The organism is Prevotella sp. P4-67 (assembly GCF_002251325.1).
In the GTDB taxonomy this organism is placed as follows: domain Bacteria; phylum Bacteroidota; class Bacteroidia; order Bacteroidales; family Bacteroidaceae; genus Prevotella.
The window spans coordinates 93,274-112,783 of record NZ_NPJL01000014.1 but is presented as its reverse complement, the minus strand read 5'-3'; the positions used below and the strand labels follow the sequence as shown (position 1 = coordinate 112,783).

Below are 19,510 nucleotides of genomic sequence, written 5' to 3'. Positions count from 1 at the left end.
ACAGTCATGAAGATATTATTGTTAGGAAGCGGCGGCCGCGAACACGCCTTGGCTTGGAAAATCGCTCAAAGCGAGAAAGTGGAGAACCTCTTTATCGCTCCCGGAAACGCCGGTACGGCCGGTGTGGGGCAGAATGTGGCTATCAAGGCCGATGATTTTGAGTCGCTCAAGCAGTTTGTCGCCGACAACGGTGTGGATATGGTTGTGGTAGGCCCCGAAGACCCGCTGGTCAAGGGCATCTACGACGACTTCAAGGCCGACGAGCGTACTGCCGGTGTGCCCGTGATAGGTCCCTCCAAGGCCGGTGCCGTGCTCGAGGGCAGCAAGGACTTTGCCAAGCAGTTTATGAAGCGCCACAATATCCCCACGGCACGCTACGAGACCTTCGACGGTACCACCCTTGATGAAGGCTTGAAGTTTCTCGAAACCCTCAAGGCTCCCTACGTGCTCAAGGCCGACGGACTTTGTGCCGGCAAGGGTGTGCTCATCCTTCCCACGCTTGACGAAGCCAAGAAAGAGCTGCGCGAGATGCTCGGCGGTATGTTCGGTAATGCCTCTGCGCGTGTGGTCATCGAAGAATTCCTCAGCGGTATCGAGTGCTCTGTGTTTGTGCTTACCGACGGCAAGAACTATAAGGTCCTGCCCGAGGCCAAGGACTACAAGCGTATCGGCGAGGGCGATACCGGTCTGAATACTGGCGGTATGGGCAGTGTTACGCCCGTTCCCTTTGCCACCGAGGCATGGATGAAGAAGGTGGAAGACCGCATCATCCGTCCTACAGTCGATGGCCTCGCCGAGGAAGGTATCGACTACAAAGGCTTCATCTTCTTCGGACTCATCAATGTCGATGGCGAGCCTATGGTGATAGAATACAACTGCCGTATGGGTGACCCCGAGACCGAGAGCGTCATGCTGAGGCTGAAGAGCGACATCGTGGACCTCTTTGAGGGCGTTGCCGAGGGCAATCTGGCTGAGCGCAAGATAGAGTTTGATCCTCGCGCTGCCGTGTGCATCATGCTCGTCAGCGGCGGATACCCCGAGCACTACGAGAAAGGTTATCCCATCAGCGGTATCGACAGCGTGGAGGGGAGCATCGTCTTCCATAGCGGTACGGCAGTCAAAGACGGCGAGGTGGTCACTGCCGGTGGCCGCGTGATAGCCGTTTCGTCGTATGGCAAAGACCGTGAAGAAGCCCTCCGCAAGAGTTTCGGTGAAGCCCAGAAGATACAGTTCAAGGACAAGTACTTCAGAAGCGACATCGGTCAGGACCTCAAGTGACACAAGCATAACCCCCATGCTCTCTGCCGTGACTTGCGGCAGGGAGCAGACAAGAGTAACGAATGAAACGGATACAGAACAGATTAGCCGAAAGCCGATATGCGCTGCCCTTCGTGGCAGTGGTAGCTGTGGCGGTATACCTGGCTGCCGGGCTCTTTACCCACAATCTGTGGGCGGAGTTCGGCATGCTCATACTCGCCACCTACCTCATGGTGCTGATGAACAACCATCACGCCCTCATACGCATCTATAGCCGTATGGTTTCCTGTGCGTTTCTCGTGTTCAGCATGACGACGCTCTTCCTGTTCCCCCACATCCAGAGTGGCGTCGCGGCTTTGGGGTTTGCCACCTTCTACACGCTCCTCTTCCATTCCTATCAGGACAAGCAGGCCACGGGCATTGTCTTCTATGCCTTTGTCTGTCTGGGAGTGGTCTCCATGATATGGATGCGTGTGCTCTGGCTGTTGCCGGTGCTATGGATATTGCTCGCCACCAAGATGCTGGCTTTCAGCAGTCGCACTCTGCTGGCGTCACTCATGGGGCTGACGCTCCCTTATTGGCTTGTGGGTTGCTATCTGGTCTATACCCACAGACTGACAGAGCATACAGACTATCTGCTGACGATTGCGAGCGTCGACGCGTTGGCCGGCTTCGCCTCCCTCCCGCTCATGGTCACCCTGACCATCATCTTTGTGCTGCTGATGGGTGTGCTGGGAATGTGCCATTATCTCCATACGAGTTACAATGACCGTATCAGCACCCGTATGATTTATGAGTTCCTGGTTATCATGCAGATTGTGCTGAGTGTGTTTATCGTCCTGCAGCCCCAGAGCTATGCTGCGCTGCTCCCGTTGCTCATCGTCAACACCTCGCCGCTGATTGCCCATTTCCTGGCGCTCAGCCACACCAAAACCAGTAATGTCACTTTCCTTGTCATCGCCGCCGCCAGTGTGGCGTTAATCCTTTGCAACTTAGTATTATGTTGATAGATTTCGGCTATTGGGGCATGCTGCTGTCCTCGTTCCTTGCTGGAAGTGTCTTCCCCTTCTCCAGTGAAGCCATCATGTTGGGCTTGCTGGCGGCAGGCCTTAATCCGGTCTATCTGATTATCTATGCCACGATAGGCAATGTAGCTGGCTCTATGTTCAATTACGGCGTAGGCCGTATGGGTAAGATGGTGTGGATAGAGAAGTACCTCCACATCAAGAAGGAGAAGGTGGAGCGGGCGCAGAAGTTCCTTTCCGGCCATGGCGCATGGCTTGGCGTCTTCTCGTTTCTGCCTGTATTGGGCAGCGCCATCAGCGTGGCATTGGGATTGATGAAGGCCAATCTCTGCATTACATTTACCAGCATCACCCTGGGCAAGTTGATACGCTACATAGCCCTTGCCGTGGGTGCTTCATTAGTAATATGACATATTATGCGAATCCCTACATCTCTTTTATTCCTTGCGAGCGTAGTGCTATTGGGTTCTTGCAGCATGAAGAGTGCTGAAGACACGCGCTCCATCATTGTCAGTATCGAGCCTTTGCGCTATTTCACCGAGCAGATAGCCGGCGACAGGTTTGTGGTCAAGTCGATGGTGCCCAAGGGCAGCAACCCCGAGACCTACGAGCCCACCGCGCGCCAGATGATAGACCTCTCCAAGAGCGACATGTATATTAAGGTAGGGCAGATAGGTTTTGAGCGTGCCTGGATGAAGAAACTCGAGAAGAACGCGCCCCATACCATCGTCATCGACTCTTCCCAGGGTATAGAGATGGCCACGACCATGCACGGACATCCCGACCCTCACACCTGGATGAGCACCCAGAACGCGGTGGTCATCGCCCGCAACATCTACCGTGCCCTCGCGGCGGTAGACACCAAGGACAGCCTCTACTTCAAGGCCAACCTTGAGAACCTCGTCAGCCGTATCAACATCCTCGATACCCATATCCGCGAGCAGATTACCCGCGACAAGTCTACAGCCTTCCTTGTCTACCACCCATCACTCACTTATTTCGCCCGAGACTACCGTCTGCGCCAGATACCCATTGAAGAGGAAGGACGCGAACCCTCTGTGTCGCAGTTGATGGCCACCATCAAGGTAGCCAAGGACAACCAGGTGAAGTGCCTCTTTCTCCAGAAGGAGTTTGCCAACCGCAATACGCGCATCGTAGCCCGTGAGACCGGCGCTACGGTCATCACCATCAATCCCCTCAGTTATAACTGGGAAGACGAGATGCTCCTTACCGCCAAGCGGTTGAAGTAGCCACTCGTCCCAGCCATCCACAGGTATCACATCCACCGCCATGAGTCCCATTATCACCCTCGACAACATCTGCGCCAGTTATGACGGCAAGTCTGTATTGGAGCATGTCTCTCTCCAGATTTACCCTCACGACTATCTGGCTGTCATCGGTCCCAACGGCGGCGGCAAGACCACGCTCATGCGTGTCATCCTCGGACTCAAGAAACCCGATGCCGGACGCGTGACTTTCTTCCGCGACGGCGAGGCTGTCGACCACCTCGGCATAGGCTATCTCCCCCAGTACAGTCAGATAGACCGTCATTTCCCCATCTCCGTCTACGACATTGTAGCCTCTGGTCTGAAGACCCGCCACTGGTGGCAGCGCCGCCTCGATGCCCTTCAGCGTCGCCAGATTGACGACACCCTCTCCCGCCTTGAACTCGGCGACTTGGCCAGTCATCATGTAGGCCAGCTCTCTGGTGGCCAGCTTCAGCGCGTGTTGCTTGCGCGTGCTGTCGTCTCCAACCCCGAGGTGCTTATCCTTGACGAGCCCAATACCTACATCGACAAGCGCTTTCAGGAGCAGATGTACCAGACCCTTGCCGAACTCAACAGCTCCTGCGCCATCGTCATCGTGAGCCACGACATTGCCACCGTGATTGACAATGCCCGCCATGTGGCGTGTGTCAACCACACTCTCCACTACCACGATACCGTTTCGATGCCCCATGAGAGAATCGAAGAGCATTTCCTCAATATTTGACCTATCTGTGACCATGTCTGTCACGCGGAAATGTAAAAACTGATTAAAAAGAACACATCCTTTTCATTTTCTTTATCATTACTGCACTTTCTTGCACGAAAAGCAGTAACTTTGCAAGTATATATAGGCCCGAAATTATTAATAATTACATAATAACAATGAAACAGTACAAAATTGTGGACAACATTCTCGGCTGGTTTACATTCCTTGTGGCAGCTGTAGTCTATTGTTCTACCATTGAGCCGACTGCCTCGTTCTGGGACTGTCCGGAGTTTATCACCACCGGCTACAAGATGGAGATAGGCCATCCACCTGGGGCACCATTCTTCATGCTCACCGCCAACCTCTTCACCCAGTTTGTAAGCGACCCGTCTATGGTGGCCCGCATGGTCAACACCATGAGTGCGCTGCTCAGCGCCACCACCATTCTCTTCCTTTTCTGGAGTATCACCCACCTTACGCGCAGGCTGATAATCAAGGACTGGAGCAATATGACCACCAGCCGCATGATAGCCATCGAGGCATCTGGTCTGGTAGGTGCGCTTATCTATACCTTCAGTGATACCTTCTGGTTCTCTGCAGTCGAGGGCGAGGTCTACGCTTATTCTTCCGCCTTCACCGCCATTGTGTTCTGGCTTATCCTCAAGTGGGAAGACCACGCCGATGAGCCCCACTCTGACCGTTGGCTTGTACTGATAACCTATATGACCGGCTTGAGCATCGGCGTACACCTGCTCAACCTGCTGTGTATTCCCGCCATCGTGCTGGTGTTCACCTACCGCAAGTTCCCCAATGTCGAGCTCAAGGGTTCGCTTATTGCCCTCGCCATCTCGTTTGTCCTGGTGGCAGCAGTGCTTTACGGTGTCGTGCCTGGCATCATCACCGTGGGCGGATGGTTTGAGTTGCTGTTTGTCAACGTGCTTGGCTGTCCGTTCAATACCGGCGAGATTATCTATCTGATACTCCTTGTGGGCACCGTGATATGGGCCATCTACGAGACCTATACCAACCGTCACCCCAAGCTCCAGAATGTGGCATTCCTGCTCTCTGTGGCATTGTTGGGCATCCCCTTCTACGGTTTCGGCATCAAGGCAGCCGTGACCGGAGCCATCGTGCTCGCCATCCTGTGGTTCGTGCTCAACTACAAGCGTAAGGGCAGTGCCGGCAAGGCCGTGCATCTCGTGTCATCGCGTATCAAGAACACCGCGCTGCTCTGCATGCTGATGCTCATGATAGGCTACTCGAGCTACGCGCTCATCGTCATCCGCTCGGCAGCCAATCCTCCTATGGACCAGAACTCTCCTGAAGACATCTTCACCCTCGGCAGCTATCTCAGCCGCGACCAGTATGGCGACAGCCCGCTGCTCTACGGCCAGGCTTACACCTCTGAGGTGGCTCTCGATGAGAAAGACGGCATGTGTGTGCCCCGTATGAAGACGGGCGCGCCCATCTACAGCCGTAAGGAGAAGAGCAGTGAAGACGAGAAGGACTCCTACTTCATTGTCAATACCAAAGACCGCTATGTCTATGCCCAGAATATGGTTTTCCCACGTATGCACGACCGTGCCCATGCCCAGGAGTATGAAGACTGGATGGGTGGCGTTCAGGGCGATATCGTCAACTACGACCGCTGTGGCCAACCCGTGCAGGTTAAGGTCCCCTCGCAGTGGGATAACCTCAAGTTCTTCTTTTCTTACCAGTGTAACTTCATGTATTGGCGTTATTTCATGTGGAACTTTGCCGGTCGTCAGAACGATATTCAGGGCCACGGCGCTCTTGAAAAGGGTAACTGGATTACTGGTTTCAAATGGTTTGACAACTGGCGTCTCGGCAATCAGGACAACCTGCCCGACGACCTGAAGAACAACAAAGGACACAACGTATTCTACTGTCTGCCCCTCCTTATCGGTATCATCGGACTCTTCTGGCAGCTCTTCCGCGGACGCCGGGGCGAGCGTCAGTTCTGGGTAGTGGCATTCCTGTTCTTCATGACCGGTCTCGCCATCGTCATCTATCTCAACCAGACTCCCGGGCAGCCCCGTGAGCGCGACTATGCTTATGCCGGCTCGTTCTATGCCTTCGCCATCTGGTGTGGTATGGGCGTCGCTGCCATCATCGACATGATTGCGCGCCGTTTCAAGAAGGAGAGCGTCATCATCAGCAGCGTTGTAGGTGCCGTGTGTCTGCTCATCCCCGTGCAGATGGCCAGCCAGACCTGGGACGACCACGACCGCAGTGGCCGATACACCTGCCGAGACTTCGGACAGAACTACCTCAACACCCTGCAGGACAAGGGCAACCCCATCATCTTCACCAATGGTGACAACGATACCTTCCCACTCTGGTACAACCAGGATGTAGAGGGCGTGCGTACCGATGCGCGCGTCTGCAACCTCAGTTATCTTGCTACCGACTGGTATATCGACCAGATGCGCCGTCCCGCCTACACCTCTCCTTCACTCCCCATCACCTGGAACCGTCTCCAGTACTGTATCGGTACCAACGACTATGTCGAAGTGCGTCCCGAGCTCAAGGAGCAGGTGCTTAAGTTCTATGAGCAGGACAAGGAAGAGGCTGTCAAGACCTTCGGCGAGAACCCCTTCGAGCTGAAGAACATCATGCAGCATTGGGTTCTGAGCAACGACCCCACCACCCACGTCATCCCCACCGACACCGTCTATGTCACCATCGACAAGGACGCCGTGCGCCGTAGCGGCATGATGATGGTCTCTGACTCTATCCCCGACCGGATGGTCATCTCGCTCAAGGGCAAGCGCGCGCTCTACAAGAACGACCTCATGATGCTCGAGATGGTGGCCAACAGCCAGTGGACACGTCCTATCTATGTCGCCATGACCGTGGGCGAAGACAACTACATGAACCTTGGCGACAACTTCATCCAGGAGGGCTTGGCTTACCGTATCTCTCCATTCACCACCAAGGACGGCAACAACTTCGACACCGAGACTACATATAATAATGTAATGAACCGCTACAAGTTTGGCGGTCTCGAGAAGCCCGGCATCTATCTCGACGAGACAGTTCGCCGCATGTGCTACACCCATCGACAGCTTATGGCAACCCTTGCGCTCAAGCTTATCACCGAGGGCAAGACCGACAAGGCAGCCAAGGTGCTTGCCAAGGCCGAGAAGTGTCTTCCCACCTACAACCTGCCCCTGCGCTATATCGGCGGAGGCGGCGACATCGCCAGGGCGTATGCCCTCCTCGGTGCCAAGGCGAAGGCCAAGAAGATTATCAACGACCTCTGGCGCGACGCCACCCAGTACATGTCGTGGTATGTCACCCTCAACGACGCCAACTTCCACCAGTACTACAACGAGTGTCTCACCCAGCTCTATATCATGCAGCAGATAGTCGATGTGACCGAACTCGTGGACAGCAAGCTCGCCAAGGAGCAGCTCCGTCAGCTCAACGTGCTCTACACCATCTACCGCAACCGTGGTGGTGTTGACCCTAATGCCGAAGGATAGTCATGTTTATCGAGCAACCCTCTACGTTTCTGCGCTGGCTTTACCCTAAAGCCGTGTGGAGAATGAACTCTCACGAGAAGGCCGTCTATCTCACGTTCGACGACGGCCCTCTCCCGGAGACCACACCCTTTATTCTCGACACGCTGAGGGAGTTCGGAGTGCGCGCCACCTTCTTTATGGTGGGCGAGAACGTGTTGCGACACCATGACCTGTACAACCGCATCGTTGAGGAGGGCCACCAGGTGGGCAACCACACCTTCAACCACCTGGGTTCGTTCAAGCACATGAGCATTACCTATGCCCTCAATGTCATCAAGGCCAACGAGCTCATCCACGCCCATCTCTTCAGGCCGCCCCACGGCTGGATGCGCCCCACGGTCTATTGGTGGGTAAACCGCAAGTATCGCATCATCATGTGGGATGTCGTCACCCGCGACTATTCCAAGTGGATAACAGCCGAGGACGTGCTCAACAATGTAAAGCGATATACCCGCAACGGGTCTATCATTACCTTTCACGATTCGCTCAAGAGCATCGACAAGTTGCATTATGCCTTGCCCGAAGCTCTGAGATGGTTAAAAGAACAAGGATATGAATTCCGAGTTTTCAAATAAGTTAAAAGCCGAGGCCCGCAGTCTCGGCTTTTTTGCTTGTGGCATAGCCCAGGCGCGCCCCGTCGACGATGGCTACGCCCGCCGCTTCCTTCGCCGCGTGAGCAGTCGCACTTTCGCCGATATGGAGTATATGTACCGCCATGTCGACCTGCGCCTCGACCCACGGCTGCTTGTCCCTGGCGTGCAGAGCATTGTGAGTCTGGCGTTGCCCTATGCCCCTGCTGTCGAGGTGCCTCGCGACGAGCTTCATCTGGCTGCCTACGCGCTTGGCAAAGACTATCACGACGTGATGCGCCAGCGCATGCAGCTCCTCGTAGCCCGTCTTGGCATCACTGGGGGCTACCGGTGCTTTGTCGACACAGCCCCTGTGCTCGAGCAGTATTGGGCGCAGCAGAGTGGGATAGGGTGGATAGGCCGCAACCAGCAGCTCATCATCCCCCACGCCGGCAGCCAGTTCTTCCTCGGAGAGATATTCCTCGACATTCCCCTCGACTACGACGAGCCCATGGCCTCACGCTGTGGCACCTGCGACCGTTGTCTGCAGGCTTGTCCTACCCACGCCATCCATCTCGACGACGACGGCGAGGCCACGATGGACGCCTGTCGCTGTCTCAGTTATCAGACTATCGAAAACCGTGGTCCCCTCTCCGACGAGGCATCCCGTGCGCTCGGCAACTGCTTCTATGGCTGCGACCGCTGCCAGCAAGCCTGCCCCTGGAACCGTTTCGCGCAGCCCACTGATGTGCCCGAGTTCCAGCCCTCACAAGAGTTGATGGCGATGACCACCGCAGACTGGCAGCAGCTGACCGAAGACGACTATCGCCGGCTCTTCAAGGGCAGCGCCGTGAAGCGCGCCAAGTATGCCGGCATCACCCGCAATATCGCCGCAGCCTCTGCCGACGACTGACCTCGCCATCCACCCTGTCTCCCCGTTCATGCCTGATATCCTCCCGTTCCGCGCCGTCCCGATGGCGCCCGTGCCCATCTGCGCCGAGATGGCATAAAAGTTGGATGCGAAGCGTGAAATGGTAAAATCAAACTTTGCAATGTGCAAATCAGAGTGGGAAATACAGAAATCAAACCACGAAATCAGGATTTTCGCCATCTCCTGGGTTTATGCCGTCATCGACCGCATGATGGTGACGGTGAGCACCAGCCAGAGGGCAACCCCTGATGGGCTGGGCAGAGTGGCGCGATGGGCGTCTGTCGTGGCTCACTCTCGCTGCAGCGATGCCTTGGTGCCCACATTAAGTGCGACGTCTTCATAATAAATCGGCATATTCTGCGTTTATATGATATAGTCATACAAGTACAAACAAGTCAGCCGCCTCGAGGCTCAGCCTGCGCCCTTTGCGCCCCGCACAGCCAGGCCAAGAGCCCGTGGAGAAATGGGGCGGGCATGGCTGCTCCCGACAGATATATGGAACATACATCCTACAAGCATATCCTCAAATACACCAGCGTGTTTGGCACCATCCAGGGACTCAATATCCTGGTGGCGATGATACGCAACAAGCTCGTGGCGGTAATCCTCGGCCCTGGGGGCATGGGCCTTATCGCCCTCTTCAACTCCACCCTCAAGCTGGTGGGCGACTCTACCAACATGGGTGTGCCCACGAGCGGTGTGAAGACCATCGCCGAGGCTTATGAGAGCACCGACCGCCGCAGGTTGGAAGAGAGCGTGTGCCTGATACGCTCCTGGAGCGTGATGGTGGCGCTGCTGGGTATGCTCGTGTGCGTGATGGCAGCTCCGTTTATCGACAGTTTCTCCTTCAACTGGGGTGCCCACACCCTCCACTACCTGTTGCTCTCGCCCACGGTGGCGCTCATGGCACTCACCGGAGGCGAGATGGCAGTGCTCAAGGCCGTCAGACAGTTGGGCTCGTTGGCTCGCATCTCGGTTTACAATGTCTTTGCCGTGCTGGTGGTCACCATCCCCCTCTATTACCTCTATGGCGAGACTGCCATCGTACCTTCGCTCTTCCTCGCAGCCCTCATACAGGCTGTGCTGACCCTCTGGCGTTCATGCCGTCTCTTCCCCCTGCGCCTCTCCTTCAGCCGCCGCTTTCTCAGCCGTGGCAACGGCATGCTCAAACTGGGGCTTTCGTTTGTCGTAGTCGGCATGATGGGCAGCGGCATGGAGTTTGCCATCCGCTCATTCCTCAATGTGGCGGGCTCGCTCAACACCGTGGGCCTCTACAATGCAGGCTACATGATGACGATGACCTATGGCGGCATGGTGTTCTCGGCCATGGAGACCGACTACTATCCCCGCCTCTCTGCCGTCGGTGGCACGGGGGCTACCCTCAACAGCTGCGTGAACCGCCAGATAGAGGTGTCGCTGCTCATCATGGCGCCCCTGCTCGTGGCGATGATGTTCGCCCTGCCCGTGCTGCTCCCCCTGCTCTTCAGTGGCAAGTTCCTGCCCGTGATTGGCATGATGCAGTTCTCGGTGATGGCCCTCTTCCTGCGCGCAGTCAAACTGCCTGTCGCCTATATCCCCTTGGGAAGAGGCGACTCGCGGTCGTTCATGTTTATGGAGGGCGTCTATGTGGTGATGATACTGCCCTTGATGTATGTCTGCTTTGGCTGCTGGGGTCTCACCGGTACCGGTGTGGCGCTGCTCATCGGTGCCGTGCTCGACACCGTGCTGCTGATGGCCTACAACCGTTGGCGCTACGGCTACCGTCCCGATGGTCGGGTGGCTGTATGTGTGGCTATGCAGCTGCCGGCAGTCATTGCCGCCTATGCCGTGGTGACTCTCGCCACGGGTTGGGTCTACTGGGTGGCAGCCATAGCGCTGGCCCTCGCCAGTCTTGTCGTCTCGCTCTGGCTCTTGCGCCGCCGCAACCGTCAGGACCACAATCAGGGAGGACGGCAGTGATGGTCAGACCTGTATGCTCCGTAATCGTGGCTGTGTACAACGGCGCCGCCTTTCTGCCCCAGTGCCTTGACTCGCTCATGGCGCAGACACTCGATGGGGTAGAGGTGATAGTGGCCGATGACGCTTCGACCGACGCCACGCCCGAGGTGCTGGCTGACTATGCCGCCCGCTATGACACTATCCGCACCCTGCATCTCGACGAAAACCACGGCCAGGCCTATGCCCGCAACCAGGCGCTGAAGTTGGCGCAGGGCGACTATATCTGCTTCCTCGATGCCGACGACTGGTACGACCGTGACGCCCTGAGACAGGCTGTCGATGTGTTCAGCCGCCATGCGCATACCGACTGCGTGCTCTTTGATGTGATGCAGTGGTTTGACGACCAACATCAGCAGCGCATCCCCCTGCCGCAGTTTGAGGTGATGACCGGCTACGAAGCCTTCAGTGAGAGTCTGTCGTGGGCCATCCACGGAGTCTATATGGCGCGCCGCGCCCTCTACGACCGCTATCCCTACGACGACAGTTGCCGCGCCTATAGCGACGACAATACCACCCGGCTGCACTACTACATCTCGCGCGAGGTGAGACCCTGTGGCGGGCTCTACTACTACCGTCAGCACGAGGCGTCGGTGACCCACAAGGCAGGCCTCCGTCACTTTGACTATCTGCGCGCCAACGAGAGCATGCGCCGACAGCTGATAGACCTGGCCGTAGGCGACGACGTGCTGCGCCGCTATGAGAACCAGCGCTGGTTGGTGCTCGTCGACTGCTGGCGCTTCTATTTCATCCACCGCCAGCATATGACTCCCCATGACCGTAGGGCTGCTCGGGCAGAGATGAAGCGCGTGTGGAAGACCATAGATACCACCACACTGGAGCCCCGCAACAAGTGGAAACTGGGTTATATGCCCCTGCGCCCCTCGTGGCGTCTCTTCTGCCTTCAGGAAGAACTCTATTTCACGCTCAAACGCTGGCTGCGACGGCTCTGACAGCGGCTCTGCCGGGCATGGAGACAGGGGCGAACTTACCATTTGTCACAAAAAGTGTGTGTCTTAATGAAAAAAAAGTTAACCTCTACCAAAAAATGCCGCTACTCAGGGCGTTTCTTGATTATAAATGGTTATCTTTGCAGTGGAAATGATCTGAGAAATGACACTCGTAATAGTTGTCATATTGCTAATCGCCTATGTGCTAATTGCCACGGAGCTCCTGACAAAAGTCAATAAGGCTGCTGTTGCTGTATTTGCAGGAACGGTGGGTTGGATATTGTACATCTGCTACGGCACCGACTTCGTGATGAGTCAGCACCCTAATGATTATTTCGATTTCTTGAGTGGCGCCGTTCCCACAAGCAGTGTCGTCAAGGAGTATATCGCCCAAGATGTCTTTCTCAAATACGTTGGCCGCGGAGCAGAGATAGTGCTCTTTCTGCTGGCCACGATGACCATTGTAGAGATACTCCACAATAATGGTTGCTTCGACTTCGTCTCCCAGTTGCTGAAGACCCGTCGCAGCCGCCGACTGTTGTGGGCACTGTCGATAATCACCTTCATCATTTCAGCCAACCTGGACAACCTTACCACCACGGTGATGATGCTCACGGTGATGCGCAGGGTGGTGCCCCAGTTGCGCATGCGCCTCTATTTCGGCGCGGCCATAGTGCTGGCAGCCAACTGTGGCGGAGCACTCACCGTAATCGGCGACCCCACAGGTCTCTTCCTCTGGAACATGGGCCATGTCACCCCCACAGCCTATTCGTCGGCGATGGCGCTGCCCTGCCTCACGGCTTGGCTGCTGCCCACCTGGTGGATAGGCAGAAGCCTGCCCGAAACGACTGATACCGAATGGGTGACGATGCCCTACCGTGGCGACGACACCCGTCTGAATATATGGCAGCGGCTGCTGATGCTCTTTGTGGGTATCGGCGGTCTGTGGTTTATCCCCACCTTCCACCGTATCACCAAACTGAGCCCTTTCCTCGGCGCCTTCTGCGTGCTGGCGGTGCTGTGGGTAGTCAATGAAATCTTCAACAGGCGTCTGATAGACACTGACGAGATGATGCAGCGTCGTGTGCCTCGTGTGCTGCAGTATGGAGTGATACAGATGATGCTCTACATCATGGGTATCATGCTGGCAGTGGGCGTGGTGCAGGAGACGGGAGCCGTGGGCTGGCTCGTGGCACAGCTCGACAACTACGTGGGAGCCACCTGGGTGGCTGGCACGCTGGCTGCGGCGCTGAGCACGGTGCTCGACAGTTTCACTTCGGCACTTACCTTCTTCACCATCGGCAAGAGCAACGGGCTCAACTCAGACTATTGGAGCATGATAGCCTATTCGACCGCCGTGGGTGGCAACATCCTCTGTGTGGGGTCGCTGAGCGGAGTGGCATTCCTCAAGACCGAGAACGCCAGGGTGGGGTGGTATATCTCCAATGTAGGCTGGAAAGCCTTCGTAGGCGCAGCCTTGGGGCTGGCGGTCATGATAGTGATGTAGAACGAAATAGAAACAACAATATAGATTATGGCAAAAATTAAAACAATCGGAATCCTTACATCTGGAGGCGACGCCCCCGGAATGAACGCTGCCATCAGAGCGGTAACCCGTTCGGGTATCTGTAACGGTTTTAATATCAAAGGTATCTATCGTGGTTATGATGGACTGATCAATGACGAGGTGGTTGACTTCACTACCGAGAACGTGAGTGGTATCATCATGTCGGGCGGTACGATACTCAAAACTGCCCGCTCCAAGGAATTCATGACTCCCGAAGGCAAAGCCAAGGCCTATGAGACCCTGCAGAAAGAGGGCATCGACGCCCTGGTGGTGATAGGCGGTAACGGTTCGCTCACCGGCGCTATGGATTTTGCACGCGCATACGATGTGTGCTGTGTGGGTCTGCCCGGTACCATCGACAACGACCTCTACGGCACCGACTCGACTATAGGTTACGACACCACGATGAACACCATCGTAGAGTGCGTGGACCGCATCCGCGACACAGCGCAAAGCCATGAGCGCATCTTCTTCATCGAGGTTATGGGACGCGATGCCGGCTTCCTAGCACAGAACAGCGCCATCGCCTCGGGAGCCGAGGCTGCCATCATCCCTGAAGACTCTACCGACGTAGACCAGTTGGCACAGTTCATGGAGCGTGGTATCCGCAAGTCAAAGCGTTCGTGCATCGTCATCGTCTCTGAGAGTCCCAAGTGTGGTGCCCTCTACTATGCCGAGCGTGTGCGCAACGAGTTCCCCCAGTATGATGTGCGCGTTTCCATCCTCGGCCATCTGCAGCGTGGCGGTCGCCCCTCTGCCCACGACCGTATCCTCGCTTCGCGTACCGGTGTGGGCGCCATCCAGGCTATCATGCAGGGTCAGCGCAACGTGATGGTTGGCGTGCGCAACAATGAGATTGTCTATGTGCCGCTGTCGGAAGCCATCCGCTCTGACAAGCCTTTCGACAAGTCGCTCATCAAGGTGCTCGACGAATTGAGTATATAATATAATAATGTAGAACATATTAACACAATCAGCTTATGTCACAGATAAATGGACGCATCTCACAGATTATCGGCCCGGTTATCGACGTATACTTCGATACCCACGGCGAGGATCCGGAGAAGGTGCTCCCAAAGATTTATGAGGCGCTCACAGTGAAACGCCCCAATGGTGAAGACCTCATCATCGAGGTCCAGCAACATATCGGTGAAGATACTGTACGCTGTGTGGCTATGGACAATACCGACGGACTGCAGCGCGGCTTGGATGTCGTGGCTACGGGAAGTCCTATCACCATGCCTGCCGGCGATCAGATCAAGGGCCGTATGATGAATGTTATCGGTAAGCCTATCGACGGTATGGAGAAGCTCGATATGCAGGGCGCTTATCCTATACACCGCGAGGCTCCGAAGTTTGACGAACTGTCTACCCACAAAGAGATGCTGGCTACCGGTATCAAGGTTATCGACCTGCTCGAACCCTACATGAAGGGTGGTAAAATCGGACTCTTCGGAGGTGCCGGTGTAGGTAAGACAGTGCTTATCATGGAGCTTATCAACAACATCGCCAAAGGACACAACGGATACTCTGTGTTTGCCGGAGTGGGAGAGCGTACGCGTGAGGGTAATGACCTGCTGCGCGATATGCTCGAAAGTGGTGTGATCAAGTATGGAGAAGCCTTCAACAAGGCCATGGAAGAGGGCAAATGGGACCTCTCTCTGGTTGACAAGGAAGAGCTGGCAAAGAGTCAGGCTACCCTTGTCTATGGACAGATGAACGAGCCGCCTGGGGCACGTGCCTCTGTGGCTCTCTCAGGTCTTACTGTGGCCGAAGAGTTCCGCGACCATGGTGGCAAGGACGGCGAAGCTGCCGACATCATGTTCTTCATCGACAACATCTTCCGCTTTACTCAGGCAGGTTCTGAGGTTTCGGCTCTCTTGGGCCGTATGCCTTCGGCAGTGGGCTATCAGCCTACGCTGGCAAGCGAAATGGGTGCGATGCAGGAACGCATTACATCGACCAAGAACGGTTCTATCACCTCTGTACAGGCCGTCTATGTGCCTGCCGATGACTTGACCGACCCCGCTCCAGCCACTACTTTCTCTCACCTCGATGCTACAACCGAGCTGTCGCGTAAGATAGCCGAGCTGGGTATCTATCCCGCCGTTGACCCGCTGGGCAGTACCTCGCGTATCCTCGACCCGCTGATTGTGGGCAAGGAACACTATGACTGCGCACAGCGTGTAAAGCAGTTGCTTCAGCGTTATAACGAGTTGCAGGATATCATCGCCATCCTCGGTATGGACGAGCTTTCCGATGAAGACAAGCTCACCGTTAACCGCGCCCGTCGTGTACAGCGCTTCCTCTCACAACCCTTCGCTGTGGCAGAGCAGTTTACCGGTCTGCCAGGCGTGATGGTGCCCATCGAAGAGACCATCAAGGGTTTCAATGCCATCCTTAATGGCGAGGTAGATGACCTGCCCGAGCAGGCGTTCCTCAATGTGGGAACTATCGAGGATGCCAAGGAGAAGGCCAAGAAACTCCTGGCTGCGGCTAATGTATAAGATGTGATTAATAACAAGTATCTATATGCTGACACTTAAGGTAATTTCTCCTGAAAAAGTGGTTTTCACCGGCGAGGTGGAGAGCGTTACCGTGCCCGGAACCCTCGGCGCGTTTGAGATACTGGTGGACCATGCTCCGCTAATCTCTTCGCTTGAGTCTGGCGTGGTGACCTATCTCCCCAAAGGCGGCGAGAAGGCACAACTGAACATTATGGGCGGTTTTGTCGAAGTTCAGAAGAATGAGATTAGTCTGTGCGTAGAAGTATAATACTGAAATAGAATACAAATGGAAACTCAAAAGAACGAGATAGACATCCGCTACTGGAAGTACATACGCCAGGGAGTGACACTTATGGCAGTATTGTTCTTCCTGACCTTGGTTCTCGCCATGAGCTATCCCTCGGTGACGCTACCTCTCATCGTGAGTGCCGTCTATGCACTCTTTGTCGAGATAGGGGCGGTCACGGCGTGGCGCAAGGTGGCTACCGAGGCTCCCGACAGTCTGCCCTCCGTGTTTCTGGCCATTTCGGGTGGCCGCTTCATGCTGGCGCTGGTCGTGATGTTTGTCTACTTCCTCCTCGTCGGCAAGACCGGCAAGGGCGATATGCTCACCTTTGTCCTCATCTTTGCCGCATTCTATCTCAGCGCAGTTCTACACCACACGCTGTTCTTTACGCATAAGCATAACACAGATGCGGAAAAGAAACCGTAGATTACATTTTATATGATGAATATGAAACAGATTAGAACAATCATCCTCCTGCTGGCGCTTGTCATGCTCCCCCTGGCAACTATGGCCAATGAGGGGGGCAAGGAAGAAAAGCTGGATATCCCCGAGACCGTATTGGAGCACCTCTCTGATGCGTATGAATGGCACATAGCCAGTTACGAGGGGCGTTCGCTCAGTATTCCATTGCCCATCATCGTCAGAAGCGGCGCCACGGGTGAGTGGTTTGTTGGCACCGAGCACTCGCTGCCCGCGCCATTCTTCTTTGATGCCACCCATCATGGCAAGATTTATGAGAAGATGCCCGACGGGACCACCGAGCGCCCTCTGGATTTGAGCATTACCAAGGTGGTGCTGCAGATATGGATAGCCGTGGTTGTCCTGATAGTGATTTTCACCTGTTGCGCTCGTTGGTATCGTCGTCATGATACCCTTAGCGAGGCGCCGAAGGGATTTGTAGGGGCGATGGAGCTCATCGTGATGACCATACATGATGATGTGGTGAAGTCGTCGATAGGAGAAAAGGAGTACAAGCGCTTTGCGCCATATCTGCTCAGCGCCTTCTTCTTCATCCTGACCTGTAACCTCGTGGGACTGGTGCCCTTCTTCCCCGGCGGTGTCAACGTGACAGGCAATATCAATATCACCCTCTTCCTGGCGGTATGCACGATGCTGGCCATCAACCTCTTTGGCAACAAGGAGTATTGGAAAGACATATTGTGGCCCAATGTGCCAATCTTCCTGAAGGCCATTCCATTGATGCCCATCATCGAGATTTTCGGCGTATTTACCAAGCCGTTTGCCCTGATGATTCGTCTCTTCGCCAACATGATGGCAGGTCACGCCGTGATACTCAGCTTCACCTGCGTGATATTCCTGGGATGGACAATGGGCGTGGGCTTCGGTATCGGACTTAACATCTTCAGCGGCCTGATGCTCCTCTTCATGAACTGTCTGGAGCTTCTGGTTGCCTTCGTACAGGCCTACGTCTTCACTCTGCTGAGCGCTGTCTTCATAGGGCTCGCCCACAAGGAAGAAGAGGCCGAATAGAACATGTATATATAATAATGTATAGAACAAGAGAATATTAACAAAACAATTAACAACTAATAAACATTACAACTATGATTATTTCAACTTTATTGGCCGAGGGTCTGGCACAGCTGGGCTGCGGTATTGGTGCTGGTATTTCAGTTATTGGTGCAGGAATTGGTATCGGTAAGATTGGCGGTCAGGCTATGGACGCTATCGCACGTCAGCCCGAGGCTTCAGGTAAGATTATGACCAACATGATTCTTACTTCTGCTTTCGTAGAGGGTTGTGCGCTTTTCGCCATTGCAGCCTGTGCGTTTCTTATCCACTAATAGAAAGGACAGAGTATAATGAATTTGCCATCAATACTGACGCCTGATTTAGGACTGCTGTTCTGGATGGCACTGGCGTTTCTGGTGGTGCTCGTATTCCTTGCCAAGTATGCGCTGCCGGCGATAGTTGGTTCGGTCGAAGGCCGTAAGCAATTTATCGACGACAGCCTGCGCAAGGCCCACGAGGCCACCGAGCGTCTGGAAAATGTCAGACAAGAAGGCGATGCCCTCCTGCAGGAAGCTCGCGCTAAGCAAGCCACTATCCTTCAGGAAGCCGGTGCTGCCCGTGACGCCATCGTCGAGAAGGCTCAGGGTCAGGCCCGCGAAGAGGGTGCTCGTCTACTCTCTGAGGCTCGTCTGCAGATAGAAAGCGAACGCCAGGGAGCCATGCGCGGCATACGTACACAGGTCGCCGAGCTCTCTGTAAAGATAGCCGAGAAGCTGCTGCGTGAAGAATTGTCTGACAATGCCAAACAGATGGAACTGATAGACCGCCTGTTGGACGATATTCCTCAAAATAAAGTAAACTGATAAAGCTATGGATTTAGGAGTGATATCTGTGAGATATGCCCGTGCGCTTCTCAAGAGTGCCACAGCGCTGAAAATCGAGGATAGCGTGTGCCAGGACATGATGTGCCTTGGTCGTAGCTATATCGAGGTTCCCCAGCTTCGCACGGCTATTGCCACCCCCATGCTCCAGCCTGAGAAGAAGGAACTGCTGCTCGTTACGGCAGCCGGCACCGAGCCCACCGAGCTTACCCGCCGCTTCCTCAAACTTGTGCTGAGAGAGGGCCGCGACAACGCTCTGCAGTTTATGGCTGCCTCTTATGTTACACTTTATCGTGAGCAGAAGAATATCACCTGTGGCAGGCTTATCACCGCTACTGCCGTGACTCCCGCTATCGAGGACAAGATGCGGCAGATGGTGGAAAGCAAGACTCGTGGAACTGTGGAATTCAATACTGAGGTCGACCCCGACATCATCGGTGGGTTCATACTCGAATATGACACCTATCGCATGGATGCCAGTGTGAAGACAGGACTCAGGAAGATTCTCGCAGAGTTAAAGTAATTATCTAAATTAACAGGTTGTCTG

At 55.1% G+C, this 19,510-nt stretch carries 20 protein-coding genes; all 20 read left to right on the top strand.

Annotated features, from left to right (window positions below; genetic code table 11):
• Positions 1–6 precede the first annotated feature (6 nt).
• Entirely contained in the window at positions 7–1,278 is a 1,272-nt protein-coding gene (purD, locus tag CIK92_RS02390) for a phosphoribosylamine--glycine ligase (protein ID WP_094388037.1), read from the top strand.
• Between the two features lie 62 nt (positions 1,279–1,340).
• Positions 1,341–2,264, top strand: a complete 924-nt coding sequence (locus tag CIK92_RS02385) for a hypothetical protein (protein WP_094388036.1) — start codon at positions 1,341–1,343, stop codon at positions 2,262–2,264.
• A complete protein-coding gene (locus CIK92_RS02380) occupies positions 2,258–2,692 on the top strand; it encodes a YqaA family protein (RefSeq protein ID WP_094388035.1) in 435 nt (144 codons plus the stop codon). The genes CIK92_RS02385 and CIK92_RS02380 overlap by 7 nt, the downstream gene beginning before the upstream one ends.
• 66 nt (positions 2,693–2,758) lie before the next feature.
• Complete coding sequence (locus CIK92_RS02375; RefSeq protein WP_254045981.1) at positions 2,759–3,532, top strand: metal ABC transporter solute-binding protein, Zn/Mn family; 774 nt, start codon at positions 2,759–2,761, stop codon at positions 3,530–3,532.
• Between the two features lie 40 nt (positions 3,533–3,572).
• Positions 3,573–4,274: a metal ABC transporter ATP-binding protein gene (locus CIK92_RS02370; RefSeq protein WP_094388033.1), complete on the top strand. Its 702-nt coding sequence runs from the start codon at positions 3,573–3,575 to the stop codon at positions 4,272–4,274.
• Between the two features lie 158 nt (positions 4,275–4,432).
• Positions 4,433–7,765 carry a protein O-mannosyl-transferase family gene (locus tag CIK92_RS02365; RefSeq protein ID WP_094385083.1) on the top strand — a complete coding sequence of 1,111 codons (3,333 nt, stop codon included), beginning with the start codon at positions 4,433–4,435 and terminating at the stop codon, positions 7,763–7,765.
• A gap of 2 nt (positions 7,766–7,767) precedes the next feature.
• Positions 7,768–8,379 (top strand): polysaccharide deacetylase family protein, encoded by a 612-nt coding sequence (locus CIK92_RS02360; RefSeq protein WP_094385086.1) that lies wholly within the window; start codon positions 7,768–7,770, stop codon positions 8,377–8,379.
• The gene (gene queG, locus CIK92_RS02355) at positions 8,357–9,286 is read left to right on the top strand and encodes a tRNA epoxyqueuosine(34) reductase QueG (RefSeq protein ID WP_094388032.1); all 930 of its coding nucleotides are present in this window, start codon (positions 8,357–8,359) and stop codon (positions 9,284–9,286) included. The genes CIK92_RS02360 and queG overlap by 23 nt, the downstream gene beginning before the upstream one ends.
• Before the next feature lie 139 nt (positions 9,287–9,425).
• The gene (locus CIK92_RS13300) at positions 9,426–9,647 is read left to right on the top strand and encodes a hypothetical protein (protein WP_144289308.1); all 222 of its coding nucleotides are present in this window, start codon (positions 9,426–9,428) and stop codon (positions 9,645–9,647) included.
• A 152-nt stretch (positions 9,648–9,799) separates the two neighbouring features.
• Positions 9,800–11,263, top strand: coding sequence for an oligosaccharide flippase family protein (locus tag CIK92_RS02350; protein ID WP_094388031.1), 1,464 nt, complete (start codon positions 9,800–9,802; stop codon positions 11,261–11,263).
• Positions 11,263–12,252, top strand: coding sequence for a glycosyltransferase family 2 protein (locus tag CIK92_RS02345; RefSeq protein ID WP_094388030.1), 990 nt, complete (start codon positions 11,263–11,265; stop codon positions 12,250–12,252). Before CIK92_RS02350 ends, CIK92_RS02345 begins: the two co-directional genes overlap by 1 nt.
• Positions 12,253–12,412: 160 nt before the next feature.
• Positions 12,413–13,756: an SLC13 family permease gene (locus tag CIK92_RS02340; RefSeq protein WP_094388029.1), complete on the top strand. Its 1,344-nt coding sequence runs from the start codon at positions 12,413–12,415 to the stop codon at positions 13,754–13,756.
• Between the two features lie 27 nt (positions 13,757–13,783).
• A complete protein-coding gene (gene pfkA, locus CIK92_RS02335; RefSeq protein WP_022311582.1) occupies positions 13,784–14,761 on the top strand; it encodes a 6-phosphofructokinase in 978 nt (325 codons plus the stop codon).
• Between the two features lie 35 nt (positions 14,762–14,796).
• Positions 14,797–16,323, top strand: coding sequence for a F0F1 ATP synthase subunit beta (gene atpD / locus CIK92_RS02330; protein ID WP_022311581.1), 1,527 nt, complete (start codon positions 14,797–14,799; stop codon positions 16,321–16,323).
• Between the two features lie 25 nt (positions 16,324–16,348).
• Positions 16,349–16,591 carry an ATP synthase F1 subunit epsilon gene (gene atpC / locus CIK92_RS02325; RefSeq protein ID WP_022311580.1) on the top strand — a complete coding sequence of 81 codons (243 nt, stop codon included), beginning with the start codon at positions 16,349–16,351 and terminating at the stop codon, positions 16,589–16,591.
• 18 nt (positions 16,592–16,609) lie between these two features.
• Entirely contained in the window at positions 16,610–17,035 is a 426-nt protein-coding gene (locus tag CIK92_RS02320; protein ID WP_022311579.1) for a hypothetical protein, read from the top strand.
• A gap of 21 nt (positions 17,036–17,056) precedes the next feature.
• Positions 17,057–18,100 (top strand): F0F1 ATP synthase subunit A, encoded by a 1,044-nt coding sequence (gene atpB, locus CIK92_RS02315; RefSeq protein ID WP_094388067.1) that lies wholly within the window; start codon positions 17,057–17,059, stop codon positions 18,098–18,100.
• A 74-nt stretch (positions 18,101–18,174) separates the two neighbouring features.
• The gene (locus CIK92_RS02310) at positions 18,175–18,414 is read left to right on the top strand and encodes an ATP synthase F0 subunit C (protein ID WP_022311577.1); all 240 of its coding nucleotides are present in this window, start codon (positions 18,175–18,177) and stop codon (positions 18,412–18,414) included.
• A gap of 15 nt (positions 18,415–18,429) precedes the next feature.
• On the top strand, positions 18,430–18,945 hold the full coding sequence (gene atpF, locus CIK92_RS02305) for a F0F1 ATP synthase subunit B (RefSeq protein ID WP_094385096.1): 516 nt from the start codon (positions 18,430–18,432) through the stop codon (positions 18,943–18,945).
• A 7-nt stretch (positions 18,946–18,952) separates the two neighbouring features.
• Positions 18,953–19,486: a F0F1 ATP synthase subunit delta gene (locus CIK92_RS02300; RefSeq protein WP_022311575.1), complete on the top strand. Its 534-nt coding sequence runs from the start codon at positions 18,953–18,955 to the stop codon at positions 19,484–19,486.
• The last annotated feature ends 24 nt before the right edge of the window (positions 19,487–19,510 follow it).